The organism is Streptococcus sp. HMSC073A12 (assembly GCF_001812815.1).
Taxonomy (GTDB): domain Bacteria; phylum Bacillota; class Bacilli; order Lactobacillales; family Streptococcaceae; genus Streptococcus; species Streptococcus vaginalis.
Genome location: NZ_KV810528.1, coordinates 77,848 through 93,434, shown reverse-complemented (window position 1 = coordinate 93,434; position 15,587 = coordinate 77,848). Strand labels below are relative to the sequence as shown.

29 protein-coding genes are annotated in these 15,587 nt (G+C 40.1%); all 29 read right to left on the bottom strand.

The annotated features are described in order from the left end of the window. Positions 1-296 precede the first annotated feature (296 nt). The 29 genes from rplQ to rpsJ all read right to left on the bottom strand — a co-directional run bounded on the left by rplQ (position 297) and on the right by rpsJ (position 15,326). The gene (gene rplQ, locus HMPREF2876_RS02850) at positions 297-683 is read right to left on the bottom strand and encodes a 50S ribosomal protein L17 (RefSeq protein WP_003026513.1); all 387 of its coding nucleotides are present in this window, start codon (positions 681-683) and stop codon (positions 297-299) included. A gap of 11 nt (positions 684-694) precedes the next feature. Further along, entirely contained in the window at positions 695-1,633 is a 939-nt protein-coding gene (locus HMPREF2876_RS02845) for a DNA-directed RNA polymerase subunit alpha (protein WP_024053187.1), read from the bottom strand. A 44-nt stretch (positions 1,634-1,677) separates the two neighbouring features. Continuing rightward, positions 1,678-2,061 (bottom strand): 30S ribosomal protein S11, encoded by a 384-nt coding sequence (rpsK, locus tag HMPREF2876_RS02840; RefSeq protein WP_001118385.1) that lies wholly within the window; start codon positions 2,059-2,061, stop codon positions 1,678-1,680. Between the two features lie 19 nt (positions 2,062-2,080). Beyond that, positions 2,081-2,446 (bottom strand): 30S ribosomal protein S13, encoded by a 366-nt coding sequence (gene rpsM, locus HMPREF2876_RS02835; RefSeq protein WP_002262317.1) that lies wholly within the window; start codon positions 2,444-2,446, stop codon positions 2,081-2,083. A gap of 15 nt (positions 2,447-2,461) precedes the next feature. After that, a complete protein-coding gene (gene rpmJ, locus HMPREF2876_RS10115; protein WP_001808836.1) occupies positions 2,462-2,578 on the bottom strand; it encodes a 50S ribosomal protein L36 in 117 nt (38 codons plus the stop codon). 24 nt (positions 2,579-2,602) lie between these two features. Further along, on the bottom strand, positions 2,603-2,821 hold the full coding sequence (gene infA, locus HMPREF2876_RS02830; RefSeq protein ID WP_001029883.1) for a translation initiation factor IF-1: 219 nt from the start codon (positions 2,819-2,821) through the stop codon (positions 2,603-2,605). Positions 2,822-2,936: 115 nt separating this feature from the next. Then, the gene (locus tag HMPREF2876_RS02825; RefSeq protein ID WP_003031144.1) at positions 2,937-3,575 is read right to left on the bottom strand and encodes an adenylate kinase; all 639 of its coding nucleotides are present in this window, start codon (positions 3,573-3,575) and stop codon (positions 2,937-2,939) included. Between the two features lie 241 nt (positions 3,576-3,816). Then, positions 3,817-5,124, bottom strand: a complete 1,308-nt coding sequence (gene secY, locus HMPREF2876_RS02820) for a preprotein translocase subunit SecY (protein ID WP_003026523.1) — start codon at positions 5,122-5,124, stop codon at positions 3,817-3,819. A gap of 12 nt (positions 5,125-5,136) precedes the next feature. Further along, entirely contained in the window at positions 5,137-5,577 is a 441-nt protein-coding gene (gene rplO / locus HMPREF2876_RS02815; protein WP_003026525.1) for a 50S ribosomal protein L15, read from the bottom strand. 160 nt (positions 5,578-5,737) lie between these two features. Then, positions 5,738-5,920 carry a 50S ribosomal protein L30 gene (gene rpmD / locus HMPREF2876_RS02810; RefSeq protein WP_003029471.1) on the bottom strand — a complete coding sequence of 61 codons (183 nt, stop codon included), beginning with the start codon at positions 5,918-5,920 and terminating at the stop codon, positions 5,738-5,740. 14 nt (positions 5,921-5,934) lie between these two features. Continuing rightward, positions 5,935-6,429, bottom strand: coding sequence for a 30S ribosomal protein S5 (gene rpsE, locus HMPREF2876_RS02805; protein WP_003029472.1), 495 nt, complete (start codon positions 6,427-6,429; stop codon positions 5,935-5,937). A gap of 18 nt (positions 6,430-6,447) precedes the next feature. Beyond that, entirely contained in the window at positions 6,448-6,804 is a 357-nt protein-coding gene (gene rplR / locus HMPREF2876_RS02800) for a 50S ribosomal protein L18 (RefSeq protein WP_003026531.1), read from the bottom strand. Positions 6,805-6,885: 81 nt separating this feature from the next. Then, positions 6,886-7,422, bottom strand: coding sequence for a 50S ribosomal protein L6 (rplF, locus tag HMPREF2876_RS02795; RefSeq protein WP_022526030.1), 537 nt, complete (start codon positions 7,420-7,422; stop codon positions 6,886-6,888). Positions 7,423-7,661: 239 nt separating this feature from the next. Further along, positions 7,662-8,060: a 30S ribosomal protein S8 gene (gene rpsH / locus HMPREF2876_RS02790; RefSeq protein ID WP_022526031.1), complete on the bottom strand. Its 399-nt coding sequence runs from the start codon at positions 8,058-8,060 to the stop codon at positions 7,662-7,664. Positions 8,061-8,383: 323 nt separating this feature from the next. After that, the gene (locus HMPREF2876_RS02785; RefSeq protein WP_001085699.1) at positions 8,384-8,569 is read right to left on the bottom strand and encodes a type Z 30S ribosomal protein S14; all 186 of its coding nucleotides are present in this window, start codon (positions 8,567-8,569) and stop codon (positions 8,384-8,386) included. 17 nt (positions 8,570-8,586) lie between these two features. Further along, positions 8,587-9,129: a 50S ribosomal protein L5 gene (rplE, locus tag HMPREF2876_RS02780; protein ID WP_003026536.1), complete on the bottom strand. Its 543-nt coding sequence runs from the start codon at positions 9,127-9,129 to the stop codon at positions 8,587-8,589. Positions 9,130-9,152: 23 nt separating this feature from the next. Continuing rightward, the gene (rplX, locus tag HMPREF2876_RS02775) at positions 9,153-9,458 is read right to left on the bottom strand and encodes a 50S ribosomal protein L24 (RefSeq protein ID WP_003026539.1); all 306 of its coding nucleotides are present in this window, start codon (positions 9,456-9,458) and stop codon (positions 9,153-9,155) included. Positions 9,459-9,533: 75 nt separating this feature from the next. After that, the gene (gene rplN / locus HMPREF2876_RS02770; protein ID WP_003026541.1) at positions 9,534-9,902 is read right to left on the bottom strand and encodes a 50S ribosomal protein L14; all 369 of its coding nucleotides are present in this window, start codon (positions 9,900-9,902) and stop codon (positions 9,534-9,536) included. Between the two features lie 25 nt (positions 9,903-9,927). Beyond that, positions 9,928-10,188 carry a 30S ribosomal protein S17 gene (gene rpsQ / locus HMPREF2876_RS02765; RefSeq protein ID WP_003026542.1) on the bottom strand — a complete coding sequence of 87 codons (261 nt, stop codon included), beginning with the start codon at positions 10,186-10,188 and terminating at the stop codon, positions 9,928-9,930. A 27-nt stretch (positions 10,189-10,215) separates the two neighbouring features. Further along, a complete protein-coding gene (rpmC, locus tag HMPREF2876_RS02760) occupies positions 10,216-10,422 on the bottom strand; it encodes a 50S ribosomal protein L29 (protein WP_003029476.1) in 207 nt (68 codons plus the stop codon). Between the two features lie 9 nt (positions 10,423-10,431). After that, positions 10,432-10,845, bottom strand: coding sequence for a 50S ribosomal protein L16 (rplP, locus tag HMPREF2876_RS02755; RefSeq protein ID WP_003029477.1), 414 nt, complete (start codon positions 10,843-10,845; stop codon positions 10,432-10,434). 3 nt (positions 10,846-10,848) lie between these two features. Next, positions 10,849-11,502: a 30S ribosomal protein S3 gene (gene rpsC, locus HMPREF2876_RS02750; RefSeq protein WP_021002172.1), complete on the bottom strand. Its 654-nt coding sequence runs from the start codon at positions 11,500-11,502 to the stop codon at positions 10,849-10,851. Between the two features lie 12 nt (positions 11,503-11,514). Continuing rightward, positions 11,515-11,859 (bottom strand): 50S ribosomal protein L22, encoded by a 345-nt coding sequence (gene rplV / locus HMPREF2876_RS02745; RefSeq protein ID WP_003026550.1) that lies wholly within the window; start codon positions 11,857-11,859, stop codon positions 11,515-11,517. A gap of 14 nt (positions 11,860-11,873) precedes the next feature. Further along, positions 11,874-12,152, bottom strand: a complete 279-nt coding sequence (gene rpsS / locus HMPREF2876_RS02740) for a 30S ribosomal protein S19 (protein WP_000533765.1) — start codon at positions 12,150-12,152, stop codon at positions 11,874-11,876. Between the two features lie 237 nt (positions 12,153-12,389). Then, the gene (gene rplB, locus HMPREF2876_RS02735; protein WP_003026553.1) at positions 12,390-13,223 is read right to left on the bottom strand and encodes a 50S ribosomal protein L2; all 834 of its coding nucleotides are present in this window, start codon (positions 13,221-13,223) and stop codon (positions 12,390-12,392) included. 17 nt (positions 13,224-13,240) lie between these two features. After that, on the bottom strand, positions 13,241-13,537 hold the full coding sequence (locus tag HMPREF2876_RS02730; protein WP_024053188.1) for a 50S ribosomal protein L23: 297 nt from the start codon (positions 13,535-13,537) through the stop codon (positions 13,241-13,243). Beyond that, positions 13,537-14,160, bottom strand: a complete 624-nt coding sequence (gene rplD, locus HMPREF2876_RS02725; protein ID WP_003026556.1) for a 50S ribosomal protein L4 — start codon at positions 14,158-14,160, stop codon at positions 13,537-13,539. The genes HMPREF2876_RS02730 and rplD overlap by 1 nt, the downstream gene beginning before the upstream one ends. A 24-nt stretch (positions 14,161-14,184) precedes the next feature. Then, positions 14,185-14,811: a 50S ribosomal protein L3 gene (gene rplC / locus HMPREF2876_RS02720; RefSeq protein WP_024053189.1), complete on the bottom strand. Its 627-nt coding sequence runs from the start codon at positions 14,809-14,811 to the stop codon at positions 14,185-14,187. Between the two features lie 206 nt (positions 14,812-15,017). Beyond that, positions 15,018-15,326: a 30S ribosomal protein S10 gene (gene rpsJ / locus HMPREF2876_RS02715; RefSeq protein WP_002894478.1), complete on the bottom strand. Its 309-nt coding sequence runs from the start codon at positions 15,324-15,326 to the stop codon at positions 15,018-15,020. Positions 15,327-15,587: the final 261 nt, after the last annotated feature.

The window sequence follows — 15,587 nt, the reverse complement described above, 5'->3', positions numbered from 1 at the left end:
ACTTTTACATTCTTTTCAGCGGATAAAGTTAAAATTAACAGATGTCTGTTTGGGAGTTTTCATGATAAATTCAGCATTATAATTCTGTAAATTCTGTAGTGAAGCATCGATTATGAAATTCTAAAAAACGCCTGCTTACGAAATTGTTTTTTTGTAAAAGCAATTTCGTAAACAAGCGTCTACGTTTCTTATCATAAGATGAGTGTTCCCGCTAGGAAAAATCCTAGCGGTAGACCAGAGCTAGACTAAGAGTAACATTACTCCATCATCATAACACTCAACAAAATTGATAAAAATTATACTAATTCAATGATTGCCATTGGAGCAGCATCACCACGACGTGGTTCAGTTTTAAGGATACGAGTATATCCACCGTTACGTTCTGCATAACGAGGAGCTAAATCAGAGAATAATTTTTGAAGAGCAGTAGTTGAAGTATACTTTTCTGTTTCTTCATCATAGTTTTCTGAGGCAATTTCGTTACGAACAAAAGCTGCTGCTTGACGACGAGCATGCAAATCACCACGTTTACCCAAAGTAATCATTTTTTCAACTGTTTTACGGATTTCTTTAGCACGAGCTTCTGTTGTCACAATTGATTCGTTGATAATCAAGTCAGTGGTCAAGTCGCGAAGCATTGCTTTACGTTGTGAGCTAGTGCGTCCTAGTTTACGGTAAGCCATGTTTTCCTCCTTTATTTATCGTTTTTTAATCCAAGACCGAGATCAGCAAGTTTTACTTTCACTTCTTCAAGACTCTTACGTCCTAGATTTCTTACTTTCATCATTTCAGGTTCAGTTTTTTCTGTCAAATCAAATACAGTATTGATACCAGCACGTTTCAAACAGTTGTACGAACGAACTGACAAATCTAATTCTTCAATTGTACGATCCAACACACGATCATCTGAAACTTTTTCTGTTTCTCTCATCACATCAGTAGATTTTGCTACTTCAGTTAAGTTAGTAAACAGGTCTAAATGTTCCGTTAAAATGTGCGCAGAAAGCCCTAGGGCATCTTCTGGAATAATCGTCCCGTCTGTCATGATTTCAAGAGTTAATTTATCAAAACCATCATTGCTACCAACGCGAGCTGGTTCAACTTGATAATTAACTTTTTTCACCGGCGTATAGATTGAATCTACCGCAAGCGTCCCTACTGGTGCATCATCTTTTTTGTTTTCATCAGCCGGTACATAACCACGACCTGTATTTACGGTCATAATAGCTTTTAAGCTAGCACCTTCACCAATTGTAAAGAGATAATGATCAGGATTTACAATTTCAATATCACTATCCGTCAAAATATCACCGGCAGTAATTTCTGCAGGACCTTCAACATCCAGTTCAATTGTCTTTTCGTCTTCGACGTAAGATTTTACAGCAATCCCTTTGACGTTCAGAATGATTTGCATCACATCTTCACGGACACCTGGAACTGTATCGAATTCGTGCAATACACCTTCAATATTGATAGATGTCACAGCAGCACCCGGTAGAGATGCAAGAAGTACACGGCGAAGTGAGTTCCCAAGCGTTGTACCATAACCACGTTCTAGTGGTTCTACTACAAATATGCCATAGTCTTTCTTTTCATCAATTTTTGTTATATTTGGTTTTTCAAACTCAATCATTTAGTTACTCCCTCTTAAACGAAAAGCAGTGTAATGGTTTATGATTATACACGGCGACGTTTTGGAGGACGAGCACCATTGTGTGGCACAGGAGTCACATCACGAATAGCTGTTACTTCAAGACCAGCGGCAGCAAGAGCACGAATAGCTGACTCACGACCAGAACCTGGACCTTTAACAGTAACTTCAACTGATTTAAGACCGTGTTCTTGTGCAGACTTTGCAGCAGCTTCAGATGCCATTTGGGCAGCAAATGGTGTAGATTTACGAGAACCTTTAAATCCAAGAGCTCCGGCAGATGACCAAGCAATTGCGTTACCATGCACATCAGTAATCATAACAATAGTGTTGTTAAATGTAGCGTGAATATGAGCAATACCAGATTCGATATTTTTCTTCACACGACGTTTACGTGTTGGTTTAGCCAAGACTTTTTACCTCCTTATATTATTTTTTCTTACCAGCAATCGCAACAGCTTTACCTTTACGAGTGCGAGCGTTGTTCTTTGTGTTTTGTCCACGTACAGGAAGTCCACGACGATGACGGATTCCGCGATATGAACCAATTTCCATCAAACGTTTGATGTTTAAGTTTACTTCACGACGAAGGTCACCTTCAACTTTGATAGCATCCACTTCACGACGGATAGCGTCTTCTTGATCAGATGTTAAATCTTTCACACGAATATCCTCTGAAACTCCAGCAGCTGCTAAAATTTTCTTAGATGTTGGAAGACCAATACCGTATACATAAGTCAGTGAAACAACTACACGTTTGTCATTTGGAATATCAACTCCAGCAATACGAGCCATTTTTTCTCCTTTCTATTATCCTTGACGTTGTTTGTGTTTTGGATTTGCTGGGCAAATCACCATAACACGACCATTACGACGAATAACTTTGCAGTATTCGCAAATTGGTTTGACCGATGGTCTTACTTTCATTTCTTATCCCTCCAAGTATTTCGATTATTTAAAGCGGTAAGTGATCCGTCCACGTGTCAAATCATAAGGACTCATCTCGACAGTAACACGGTCTCCCGCTAAAATACGAATATAGTTTTTACGAATTTTACCAGAAACTGTTGCTAAAATCTGATGTCCATTTTCAAGTTCAACCGTAAACATTGCATTCGGCATTGTATCAACTACTTTGCCTTCAACTTCAATCACATCGTCTTTTGCCACGCAAAAGCACCCCCTAAATTTCGATTCATTCCTCTGAACACAGAGGTAACAATTATAAGTCAGACTAATTCATTGTATCACTACTTGTCAAATATTGCAAGTGTAAAAAACGCTTTTATTTTAACTTTAACAAGACTTTTTCAATATCTTTAAATACATCATCAATCTCTTGATTTCCTTGAATATCATAAACCAAATTTTGAGAACGATAATGCTCAATAATTGGTGCTCCTTGAGCGATATTGACATCTAAACGGCGTTTCACGGTTTCTGGCTTGTCATCCTCACGTTGATAATAATCCTCTTCATTATAATCTGCTGGTGGATTGAAGACTTTATGGAAGGTTTCTCCCGTTTTTTTGTGAATAATCCGTCCGCTCAAGCGCTCTAGCAAGCTGTTAGGATCCACTTCGATATTAACAACCCCGTCTAAAGTAAGCCCAAGTTCAGCAAGTATCTGATCCAGTGCATGAGCTTGATCAATGGTGCGTGGGTAGCCATCTAATAAAAAGCCTTTTTCTTTAATATCATCTTGTGCTAAACGTTCTTTGACAATCCCATTAGTCACTTCATCTGGCACTAATTCACCTTTGTCAATATATGATTTCGCAAGTACCCCCATTTCAGTTTGGTTGGCCATGGCTGCACGGAACATATCCCCTGTTGAGATATGCGCAACACCAAATTCCTCAACGATTTTGGCCGCTTGAGTCCCCTTGCCTGCACCTGGCAAGCCCATAATCAAAAGATTCATGATCCTTCTCCTTTTTTGTTTTTAAATAAATCTATTACAAATTCTTAATAAACTTGTTTAAAAACAAAATAGAAAGAGTGGGACAGACTTCAGAAAATCTATGATTTTCGATTTGCTCTCCCACCCCGCAACATAGTTGATTCAGGATGAAAACAAAAACTCATTTTCATCATCAACCACTGCGTTCGTACTTTAACGCAAATTGCTTTTAAAGTATAGAATATCTTTCTTTACTCTGTTTCTATTCTGTTGTATTCATAAAGCCAGTATATTTTCTCTTCAGAAGGTAGCCTTCAAGCTGTTTCATTCCTTCAATACCAGTTGCAATAATAATCAGCAAACTAGTACCACCTAAAGCAACAGCATCTGTCAATCCAAACAAATCTTTTGCTAAAATCGGTAAAATCGAAATAAAGCCTAAGAAAAGTGAACCAACTGTTGCTAAGCGACGAAGCAACTTAGACATATATTCTTCTGTTCCTTTACCAGGACGTACACCATGAATATAGGCACCGCTCTTTTGCAAATTCTCTGCAGTTTTCTCTGGATTGATTTGTACAAATGTATAGAAAAATGTAAACAAAATAATCAAGAGTGCGTACATCACAATTCCGCTTGCGGTTGTTGTTGCAAACAAGGACTGGGCCACTCGAACCCATTGTGCATTATGACCTGTAGCTGTCAAAAATTGGAAAATAGCTGCAGGTGCGGCAGTAATCGAACTTGCAAAGATAACCGGAATAACACCCGCCGGATTGACCTTCAAAGGAAGGTATGAGCTAGAAGGCGCACCTTGCGCAATCTTTGTATACTGGATTGGAATTTTGTATTCTGCTTGTTGAACGAAGGTTGTAAAGTAAACAATGAGTAAAACAGCTATAATCAGAATAGTAACAAAAATGATAGATGAAGTAATACGGCTGCTTGGTACATTGACAAAGTAGTCTACATATATACTCTTAATCATTCCTGGAATTGCTGCTACGATACCTGCAAAGATAATCATAGAAACACCGTTACCATAGCCTTTATCTGTAATTTGTTCCCCTAACCAAGTCACAATCATAGAACCCGTCGTTAACAGAAAACCAATCAGCAAATAAGTTTGCCAGTTAGGCGTTGCCACCAACTTAGCACTAGACAAGGTATGGAAACCTGCTGTAATACCGATAGATTGAACAAACGCCAAGACTAAGGCAATATAGCGCGTTGCTTGATTTAACTTTCTTCGTCCAACTTCACCTTGCTTGCCCCATTCTACAAACTTAGGTAAAATATCCATTTGTAGCAATTGAACAACAATAGAGGCGGTAATATACGGACTAACTCCCAATGCAAATACTGAGAAATTTCGCAAAGCATTACCTGACACAAGGCTGAGCATGTTTAGAAATGAAAGCCCGTTAAGAGCTTCCAAGCTTTTTGCATTAACACCTGGAACAGTAATCGTCGTACCAATTCGAAATACTAATACAATAAAAATTGTAAAGAGAATTTTTGAACGAACCTGTTTGATTTTTAATGCATCTTTTAATAGTTTAAAAAACATAGGTCACCTCGCTTAGATGACTTCCACTGAACCACCTTTAGCAGTGATAGCTTCTTCGGCTGATTTAGAGAATTTAGCTGCTTTCACAGTCAATTTCTTTGTCAATTCGCCGTTACCAAGAATCTTAACACCAGATTTTTCAGCTTTTACAATCCCTGCTTCGATAAGGACAACTGGAGTTACTTCTGCCCCGTCTTCAAAAACATTCAATTGATCAAGATTTACAATTGCATATTCTTTACGATTGATGTTCAAGAAACCACGTTTTGGCATGCGACGGAACAATGGTGTTTGTCCACCTTCAAAACCAAGACGAACTTTACCACCACTACGAGCTTTTTGACCTTTTTGACCACGTCCAGCTGTTTTACCATTACCAGATGAAGTACCACGACCAACACGGTTACGGACTTTACGAGAACCTGTAGCAGGTTGTAATTCATGAAGTTTCATTATATTTTTTCTCCTCTTTTGTAAAATGCTAGCGCTTATACTGAGAAAAAGGTGTCCTCAGGATAAACTCGCCTATACATATATTTAGTTTAAGGGGCTGAGAAAATCCTCTCATCCCCTAGTTTATTTCAATTTAAAGTTTTGTTAGCAAAATGATTACTTACTTAACTTCTTCAACAGTTACCAAGTGTGATACTGCTGTAATCATACCACGAACAGCAGCATTATCTTCTTTGATAACTGAGCTATTTAATTTGCCAAGTCCAAGTGCTACAACAGTTTTACGTTGTGACGGAATGCGTCCGATTGGAGACTTTGTCAAAGTAATTTTAATTTGAGCCATGTGAATCTCCTTTCTTATGCTAAGTCAGAAACTGAAATACCACGAAGGGCAGCAACTTCTTCAGCGCGTTTTAATTGTTTCAAACCTTCAACAGTTGCGCGAACGATGTTGATTGGAGTGTTAGAACCAAGTGATTTAGATGTTACATCTGCTACACCTGCCAATTCGATGACGGCACGAACAGCACCACCAGCAGCCACTCCAGCACCTTCTACAGCTGGTTTCAACAAGACACGAGCTCCACCAAATTCAGATGTTACTTCATGAGGAATTGTTGTGCCAACCATTGGTACTTCAATTAGGTTTTTCTTTGCATCTTCAACGGCTTTGCGAATTGCTTCTGGTACTTCTTGAGCTTTACCAGTACCAAAACCAACACGACCATTACGGTCACCAACAACTACAAGAGCCGCAAAACGAAGACGACGTCCACCTTTAACAACTTTTGTAACACGGTTAATCGCAACTACGCGTTCTTCAAGTTCAACTGCATTGTCTTTAAATGCCATTTTTTAGTGTCCTCCCTATTAGAATTTCAATCCGTTTTCACGAGCTGCATCAGCCAAAGCTTTTACACGTCCGTGATATAGATATCCACCGCGGTCAAACACCACTTCAGTAATACCTTTAGCAACTGCACGTTCAGCAACAAGTTTGCCGACAACAACGGCTTGTTCAGTTTTAGTTCCTTTTGAAACTTCTTTGTCAAGAGTTGAAGCGCTTGCGAGCGTTACACCCGCTACGTCATCAATTACTTGAGCGTAGATGCCTGTATTAGAACGGAATACGTTCAAACGTGGGCGATCAGCAGTTCCAGAGAGTTTTCCGCGAACGCGACGGTGGCGTTTTTGGCGGACTTTATTTTTATCTGGTTTCGAAATCACAATTTTCACCTCTTAATTTTATTTCGTGCCTAAGCACAAAGTTGGAAATAAATATTTTGGTTAAAAAACAACCTTATAATATTATTTACCAGTTTTACCTTCTTTACGGCGGACGAATTCACCAACGTAGCGGATACCTTTCCCTTTATATGGTTCAGGAGCACGCAAGCTACGGATATAAGCAGCAGTTTGTCCAACTACTTCTTTTGAGATTCCGTTCACAACAATAGTCGTTGGATTTGGAAGTTCAAAAGTAATACCTTTAGGAGCTTCCACTTCATCTGGATGAGATTTACCAACTGAAAGTACCAATTTTTTTCCTTGAAGTTGAGCACGGTATCCAACCCCACGCATTTCAAGTTCTTTCTTGAATCCTTCTGATACACCATGAACCATGTTGTTCAAAAGAGCACGAGTTGTTCCGTGGATTGTTTTCATTTCTTTTGTATCGTTTGGACGGTGAAGAGTTACTTCAGTTCCTTCCACACGAATATCAATATCTTTAGAGAACGTACGAGTGAGTTCTCCTTTAGGTCCTTTTACAGTTACGACATTGTCTTTGTTTGTCAATTCGACACCAGCAGGCAATGCAATAACTTTATTACCAATACGTGACATTTTTTGTTTTCTCCTGTTAGATTGTCAAGCCGCAGAACGACTAGTTTTCACGGGGGAACTATCATAGTAGTTTGTACGATAGTTCTAACGTTTTATTCAAATACATCATTCAAATTAGTTTTGCCAATTTGAACACGAGCTACGGCCTGTGTGAAAAAGATAAATCTATCTTGAATGCGGGCATTCATCGCTAGATTTCCTATTTTCACTTTGTCCGTCACGCTCTTTGTATCATGCAATTACCAAACGTAGGCGATTACTTCCCCACCAACATTCTTTTGGCGTGCTTCTTTGTCAGTCAACAAGCCTTCAGATGTTGAGATAATCGCAATTCCAAGTCCATTCAAGACTTTTGGAAGATCTTCACATTTTTTGTAAACACGAAGTCCTGGTGTTGAAACACGTTTCAAACCAGTGATAACTTTTTCACCGTTTTGACCGTATTTAAGGAATACACGAATAACACCTTGTTTATCATCTTCAATGTACTCAACGTTCTTCACAAAACCTTCGTGTTTAAGAATTTCAGCAATCCCTTTTTTGATATTTGATGCAGGTACTTCTAGCACTTCATGTTTTGCTTGATTCGCATTACGAATACGTGTCAAAAAGTCTGCAATTGGGTCAGTCATAACCATTTTGTTTTTCTCCTCTTACTAGTAGTTTGATAATTCACTTGCTAGTTAATGATTGAGCTAGGCTCAGTTTGATGGATACACTCTAAACAGACTTGCTGATTAGAACACGGACTACAAGCTGTGCAAAATAGATAGATTTCTCTAGGAGCATCGCTCCTGAGCGAAATCCCCTATTTTTGCTGGGCTCGTTACGCCTTTTGTATCATGTTTTAATTGAGTTCAAGCTAAGAACTTGGTGAAAAAGATAAGTTTGCCTTGGAGCATCGCTCCTACACCAAACTTCCTATTTTCATTGCGTTTTCTTAACGCTCTCACATCTTAAATTACCAAGAAGCTTTGGTAACGCCTGGAATTTGTCCTTTGTATGCTAACTCGCGGAAGCAAACACGGCAAAGTTTAAACTTGCGGTAAACTGAATGTGGACGACCACAACGTTCGCAACGAGTGTAAGCTTGCGTAGAGAACTTCGCAGGGCGTTTGTTCTTAGCAATCATTGATTTTTTAGCCAATTTATTTACCTCCTAGATTATTTTGCAAAAGGCATTCCAAGGCCTGTAAGCAATTCACGTGATTCTTCATCCGTGTTAGCAGTTGTTACAATAACAATGTCAAGACCGCGAGTCTTGTCGACATCATCAAAGTTGATTTCTGGGAAAATCAATTGTTCTTTCACACCAAGTGTGTAGTTCCCGCGTCCATCAAATGATTTTGTTGGAACACCGTGGAAGTCACGAACACGTGGAAGTGATACAGTAACCAATTTATCCAAGAATTCATACATGCGTTCACCGCGAAGAGTTACCTTAGCACCAATCGCTACACCTTCACGAAGACGGAAGCCGGCGATAGATTTTTTAGCTTTAGTGATAAGTGGTTTTTGACCTGAGATAAGAGCAAGTTCTTCAGCAGCTTTTTCAAGATTTTTAGCATTTGATACAGCATCTCCAACACCCATGTTCAAAACGATTTTATCCACTTTTGGCACAGCCATAACAGATGAGTAGTTAAACTTTTCAGTCAAAGCAGGAACTACTTCATTAAGATATTTTTCTTTTAAACGATTAGCCATTATACTTCTCCTTTCCTTCGTGATTAGTCAAGCACTTCGCCTGATTTTTTATTGTAACGAACTTTTTTGCCGTCTACAAACTTGTAGCCAACACGTCCTGCAACACCATTTTTGTCCAACACTTGAACATTAGACACATGGATTGGTGCTTCTTTTTCCACGATAGCACCTTGAGGATTTTCGTTATTCGGTTTTTGGTGTTTCTTGATGATGTTCACACCTTCAACAACAACTTTATTTACTTTTGGAAGTGCGGCAACGACTTTGGCTTCAACACCTTTGTCTTTACCAGCAATCACGCGAACTTTGTCGCCAGTTTTTACAAACATTGGTTTCTCCTTTGATTTCTTACGCCCTGACGGGCACCCTATCTATCAAAGATAGGGGACTTAGTTTGTTTTTGATTAAAGTACTTCTGGAGCAAGTGAGACGATCTTCATAAATCCACCTTCACGCAATTCGCGTGCAACTGGACCAAAGATACGTGTCCCGCGAGGTGTTTTATCATCACGGATAATCACTGCAGCATTTTCGTCAAATTTGATGTATGAACCATCTTTGCGACGAGCACCTGATTTAGTACGAACGATAACCGCTTTTACAACGTCACCTTTTTTAACCGCACCACCAGGAGTAGCTTGTTTTACAGATGCAACGATGACATCGCCAATGCTAGCGAATTTACGCTTTGAACCACCAAGAACTTTGATTGTCAAGATTTCGCGGGCACCGCTGTTGTCAGCAACTTTCAAACGAGTTTCTGTTTGAATCATTTAAGTTTTCTCCTTTCTGGTTTGATTAGATGATAACTGCTTCTTCTACAACTTCTACAAGACGGAAGCGTTTTGTAGCTGAAAGCGGACGAGTTTCCATGATACGAACAATATCGCCTTCTTTAGCGATGTTATTTTCATCATGCGCTTTGTATTTTTTAGAGTAGTTAATACGCTTACCATAGACTGGGTGGTTACGTTTTGTTTCAACTACAACTGTGATTGTTTTATCCATCTTGTCAGAAACGACGCGTCCAACAAGCGTTTTACGTTGATTACGTTCCATTTTAGAATTTCTCCTTTCCCAAGTCTATTATTTCATTTCTGATTGAACAGTTTTGATACGAGCGATTTGCTTTTTCACTTCTTTCAAGCGTGCAGTTTGTTCTAATTGACCCGTTGCTGCTTGGAAACGAAGATCAAACAATTCTTTCTTCAATTCTCTTTCACGCTTCGCGAGTTCTTCTTGAGAAAGACCACGAAGTTCTTTAACAAATTCTTTTACTTCATTAAGTTTCATGCCTTCTCCTTATTCTGCTTCACGTTTCACGAATTTTGTTTTAACCGGTAATTTGTGGCTTGCAAGACGAAGCGCTTCGCGAGCAACTTCCTCAGGCACACCAGCGATTTCAAACATCACTTTACCACGTTTAACTGGTGCAACCCAACCTTCTGGAGCACCTTTCCCAGATCCCATACGAACCCCGATAGCTTTGGCAGTGTATGATTTGTGTGGGAAGATTTTAATCCAAACTTTACCACCACGTTTCATGTAACGCGTCATAGCGATACGAGCAGCTTCAATTTGGCGGTTTGTGATCCAATGGCTAGTAGTTGCTTGAAGGCCATATTCTCCAAATGCCACTTCCTTACCACCTTTAGCTTCACCGCGCATTTTACCACGAAATTCGCGGCGGTGTTTAACACGTTTAGGTACTAACATTGGTTATTTACCTCCTTTAGTGTTTTTACGAGCTGGAAGAACTTCTCCGCGGTAAATCCATACTTTAACACCAAGTTTACCGTAAGTAGTATCTGCTTCTTCCCAAGCGTAATCAATATCTGCACGAAGCGTATGAAGCGGAACAGTCCCTTCAGAATACCCTTCACTACGAGCGATATCAGCACCGTTCAAGCGGCCAGATACTTGAGTTTTAATTCCTTTAGCTCCCGCACGCATGGTACGTTGGATTGCTTGTTTTTGAGCACGACGGAAAGCAACACGTTGTTCTAATTGGCGAGCAATTCCTTCACCAACAAGATGAGCATCCAAATCTGGTGATTTGATTTCAATGATGTTGATGTGGACTTGTTTACCAGTCAATTTGTTAAGTTTTGCACGAAGTGCATCAACGTTTGCTCCACCTTTACCGATAACCATACCTGGTTTAGCAGTGTGAAGAGAAACGTTTACTTTATTTACTGCGCGTTCGATTTCAATAGTTGAAACAGCTGCGTCAGCTAATTCTTTTTGAACGAATTTACGGATTGCAAGATCTTCATGAAGGTAATCCGCGTATTCTTTTTCAGCATACCATTTGGCATCCCAGTCACGGATGATACCGACACGCATACCTATTGGATGTACTTTTTGACCCACGATTTTACCTCCTTATTTTTCTGCAACGACCACTGTGATGTGGCTAGTGCGTTTGTTGATTGGTGAAGCTGAACCTTTTGCACGTGGACGGAAACGTTTCATTGTTGGTCCTTCGTTTGCGTAAGCTTCAGATACTACCAAGTTTGCTTTTTCCAAGCCAAAGTTGTTTTCTGCATTAGCGATTGCTGAATTCAACACTTTTTCGATAATGCCAGCAGCTTTGTTTGGTGTGAATTTCAAGATTGCGATTGCGTCAGCGACGTCTTTCCCGCGGATATTGTCAAGAACTAGACGAGATTTACGAGGTGAAACGCGCACTGTACGAGCCATTGCTTTAGCTGAAGTAATTTCTGCCATGTTTTTCTCCTCTCTTATCTACGTGTCTTCTTGTCGTCAGCAGCGTGACCTTTGTAAGTACGAGTTGGTGCAAATTCACCAAGTTTGTGCCCTACCATGTCTTCTTGGATGTAAACAGGAACATGTTTACGTCCATCATAAACTGCAATTGTATATCCGATGAAACTTGGGAAAATCGTAGAACGACGTGACCAAGTTTTGATGACTTTTTTCTTTTCGTCGTTGGCTTGAGCTTCAACTTTTTTCATCAAATGCTCATCGACGAAAGGTCCTTTTTTAAGACTGCGTCCCATTTTTATGTTTTCTCCTTTAAAATATGTACCACAACGGCTTGCACTGACAATCAGCGCTACCGAGCTGGCGGAATTTTGCGAGTTAGCTCGCTAATTATAAGTATGTAACAACTCACGAGGGGCAGTAGTTGATTGCTAGTTAGCTATAGCTATCAGCCTTGCTACACATCTAATCAACTTTGCCAAGGTTTCGCAATGAAGTTTGGCAGCTAAACCGCCAAACTTCTGCTCAGCCGCCTATTTCTCGTTGCGACGACGAATAATAAGTTTGTCGGATTTCGCTTTCTTGTTACGAGTTTTAAGTCCAAGAGCAGGTTTGCCCCATGGAGTAGATGGTGCTTTACGACCAACTGGTGCTTTACCTTCACCACCACCGTGTGGGTGATCGTTCGGGTTCATTACAGAACCGCGGACTGTTGGGCGGATGCCTTTCCAGCGGCTGCGTCCAGCCTTACCAAGGTTAACCAATCCATGTTGTTCATTTCCAACAACACCGACAGTTGCACGGCAAGTTCCAAGAATCATGCGAACTTCGCCTGATTGCAAACGAACAAGAACATATTTACCTTCTTGTCCCAATACTTGGGCAGAAGCTCCAGCAGCACGTACTAATTCACCACCATGTCCTGGTTTCAATTCAATATTATGAATCAATGTACCAACTGGGATATTAGCAAGTGGAAGAGCATTTCCGACTTTAATATCCGCTTCTGGTCCAGAAACGATGCGTTGACCAACTTCAAGGCCTTTAGGAGCGATGATGTAAGCTTTCACACCGTCAGTGTAATGTACAAGAGCGATGTTTGCTGAACGATTTGGATCGTATTCAATTGTTTTAACAACTGCTTCAACACCGTCTTTGTTACGTTTGAAGTCAATCAAACGGTAATGGCGTTTGTGTCCACCACCTTGGTGACGAACTGTGATACGACCGTTGTTGTTACGACCAGCTTTGTTGTTCAAAGAAACAAGCAAAGTTTTTTCTGGAGTGCTCGTTGTGATTTCAGCAAAATCCAAAGAAGTCATATTACGGCGACCATTTGTAGTTGGTTTATAAACTCTGATTCCCACGATATTTCCTCCTTAGATTATTCTGCTTCAGCACCGAACAACTCGATTGCTTTTGAATCAGCTGTAAGAGTGATGATAGCTTTTTTAGTTTTGTTTGTAAAACCAGTATAACGCCCTATACGTTTTGCTTTTGGTTTTACATTGATTGTGTTCACATTTGCAACTTTCACTCCGTCAAAAGCAGCTTCAACCGCTTGTTTGATCAAAAGTTTATGAGCACGAGTGTCCACTTCAAATACGTATTTACCTTCTTCAAGAAGAGCCATTGTGCTTTCTGTGATGATAGGCTTTTTGATTACGTCATACAAATTCATTATGCAAGAACCTCCTCGATTGTAGAGATAGCTTCTTTAGTAACAAGAAGTTTGTCGCTATTTACGATATCAAGAACACTTGCAGTTGTTGCTGTTGCAACTTTCACATTTGGAAGGTTACGAGCTGAAAGTGCAGCAAATTCGTTTCCTTCTTCGAGAATTACAAGTACTTTTGTATCAAGGCTAAGCGCAGCAAGTACTTTTGCAAACTCAGCAGTCTTTGGAGCTGTAAATGAAAGGCTGTCTACAGCTACGAATTTGTCCTCAGCAACTTTTTCAGAATAAACTGATTTAAGTGCCAATCTACGAACTTTTTGTGGAAGTTTGTAGGCGTATGAACGAGGAGTTGGACCAAATACGGTACCACCACCACGCCATTGTGGAGAGCGAATAGAACCTTGACGCGCACGTCCAGTTCCTTTTTGACGCCATGGTTTGCGTCCGCCACCTGATACTGCAGAGCGGTTTTTAACAGCGTGAGTTCCTTGACGAAGGCTTGCACGTTGACTGATAACAACGTCAAAGACAACTGATTCATTTGGCTCAATACCAAATACTGCATCGTTAAGAACTACTTCACCAGCTTCTTTACCAGTTTGGTCAAATAATTTTACGTTTGCCATTGTGACTGATTTCCCCTTTCTTTATTATTTACCAGCTTTAACTGCTGACTTGATAGTGATAAGAGATTTCTTAGCACCAGGCACGTTACCTTTGATGAGGATAACGTTTTTCTCTGGAACAACTTGTGCGATTTCAAGGTTTTGAATCGTTACACGATTGCCACCCATGCGTCCTGCCAAGTGTTTGTTTTTGAAAACACGGTTAGGCGCAACTGGTCCCATAGAACCAGGACGACGGTGATAACGAGAACCGTGAGCCATTGGACCACGTGATTGACCGTGGCGTTTGATAACACCTTGGAAACCTTTACCTTTTGAAGTCCCTGTTACATCAACAACATCGCCAGCTTCGAATGTATCTACTGCGATTTCTGCACCGACCTCTAAGCCTTCAATGTTTTTGAATTCACGAATGAAGCGCTTAGGAGCCGTGTTAGCTTTCGCTACATGTCCTTTAGCAGGTTTGTTGCTCAATACATCACGAAGGTCGTCAAAACCGACTTGAACAGCGTTATAACCATCTGTTTCAACTGTTTTTACTTGAAGAACCACGTTTGGTGTTGCTTCAACAACAGTTACAGGGATCAATTCGCCAGCTTCAGTGAAGATTTGAGTCATTCCCACTTTTTTCCCTAAGATTCCTTTTGTCATGAGAAAATGTTTCCTTTTCTATATTTTTTCAAAAAGTTTTTAACGAGCGTTTTTTATGCTCAAGATTAAGATATTAAGGGCGTTAAGAGAGCCTGGTAAAAATAGGAAACTGACGCAGTGTTCGACGAACACTAGGAAGTTCATCTTTTTTGCAGAGCTCTTAGCCCGTATCTAGTTAAGCCCGAATACTTTTACCTTGCATCTGATTATAGTTTGATTTCTACGTTCACACCACTTGGAAGATCCAACTTCATCAAAGCATCAACTGTTTTTTGAGTTGGGTTGATGATATCAATCAAACGTTTGTGTGTACGCATTTCAAATTGTTCGCGAGAATCTTTGTATTTGTGAGTCGCACGAATGATTGTGTAGAGGCTACGTTCAGTTGGAAGTGGGATTGGTCCTGCAACTTCTGCACCTGTACGAGTAGCAGTTTCTACGATTTTTGCAGCCGCTGTATCAAGTGTACGATGTTCGTATGCTTTCAAACGGATACGGATTTTTTTGTTTGCCATCTTTTTCTCCTTTTCGTCTATTTAAGATAATAGGCTAGCTCCACAAGAAAACCGAGACGCCATTGCGTGGCAATGCAACCGAGCGTGTCGCAACCTCTTGCATCAAAGCTACAGACTGTTTTTCACAGCACCATAATAGAATAACACAAAGCCTTACTGATTGCAAGGGATTTGAGCAAGTTTTTTAGTTTTTTTATTTAAAAGCGTTCCCCTTTCTTATTGAGCTTTTACTATCTTCTGAAAAAGCAAGAGATTAAATAT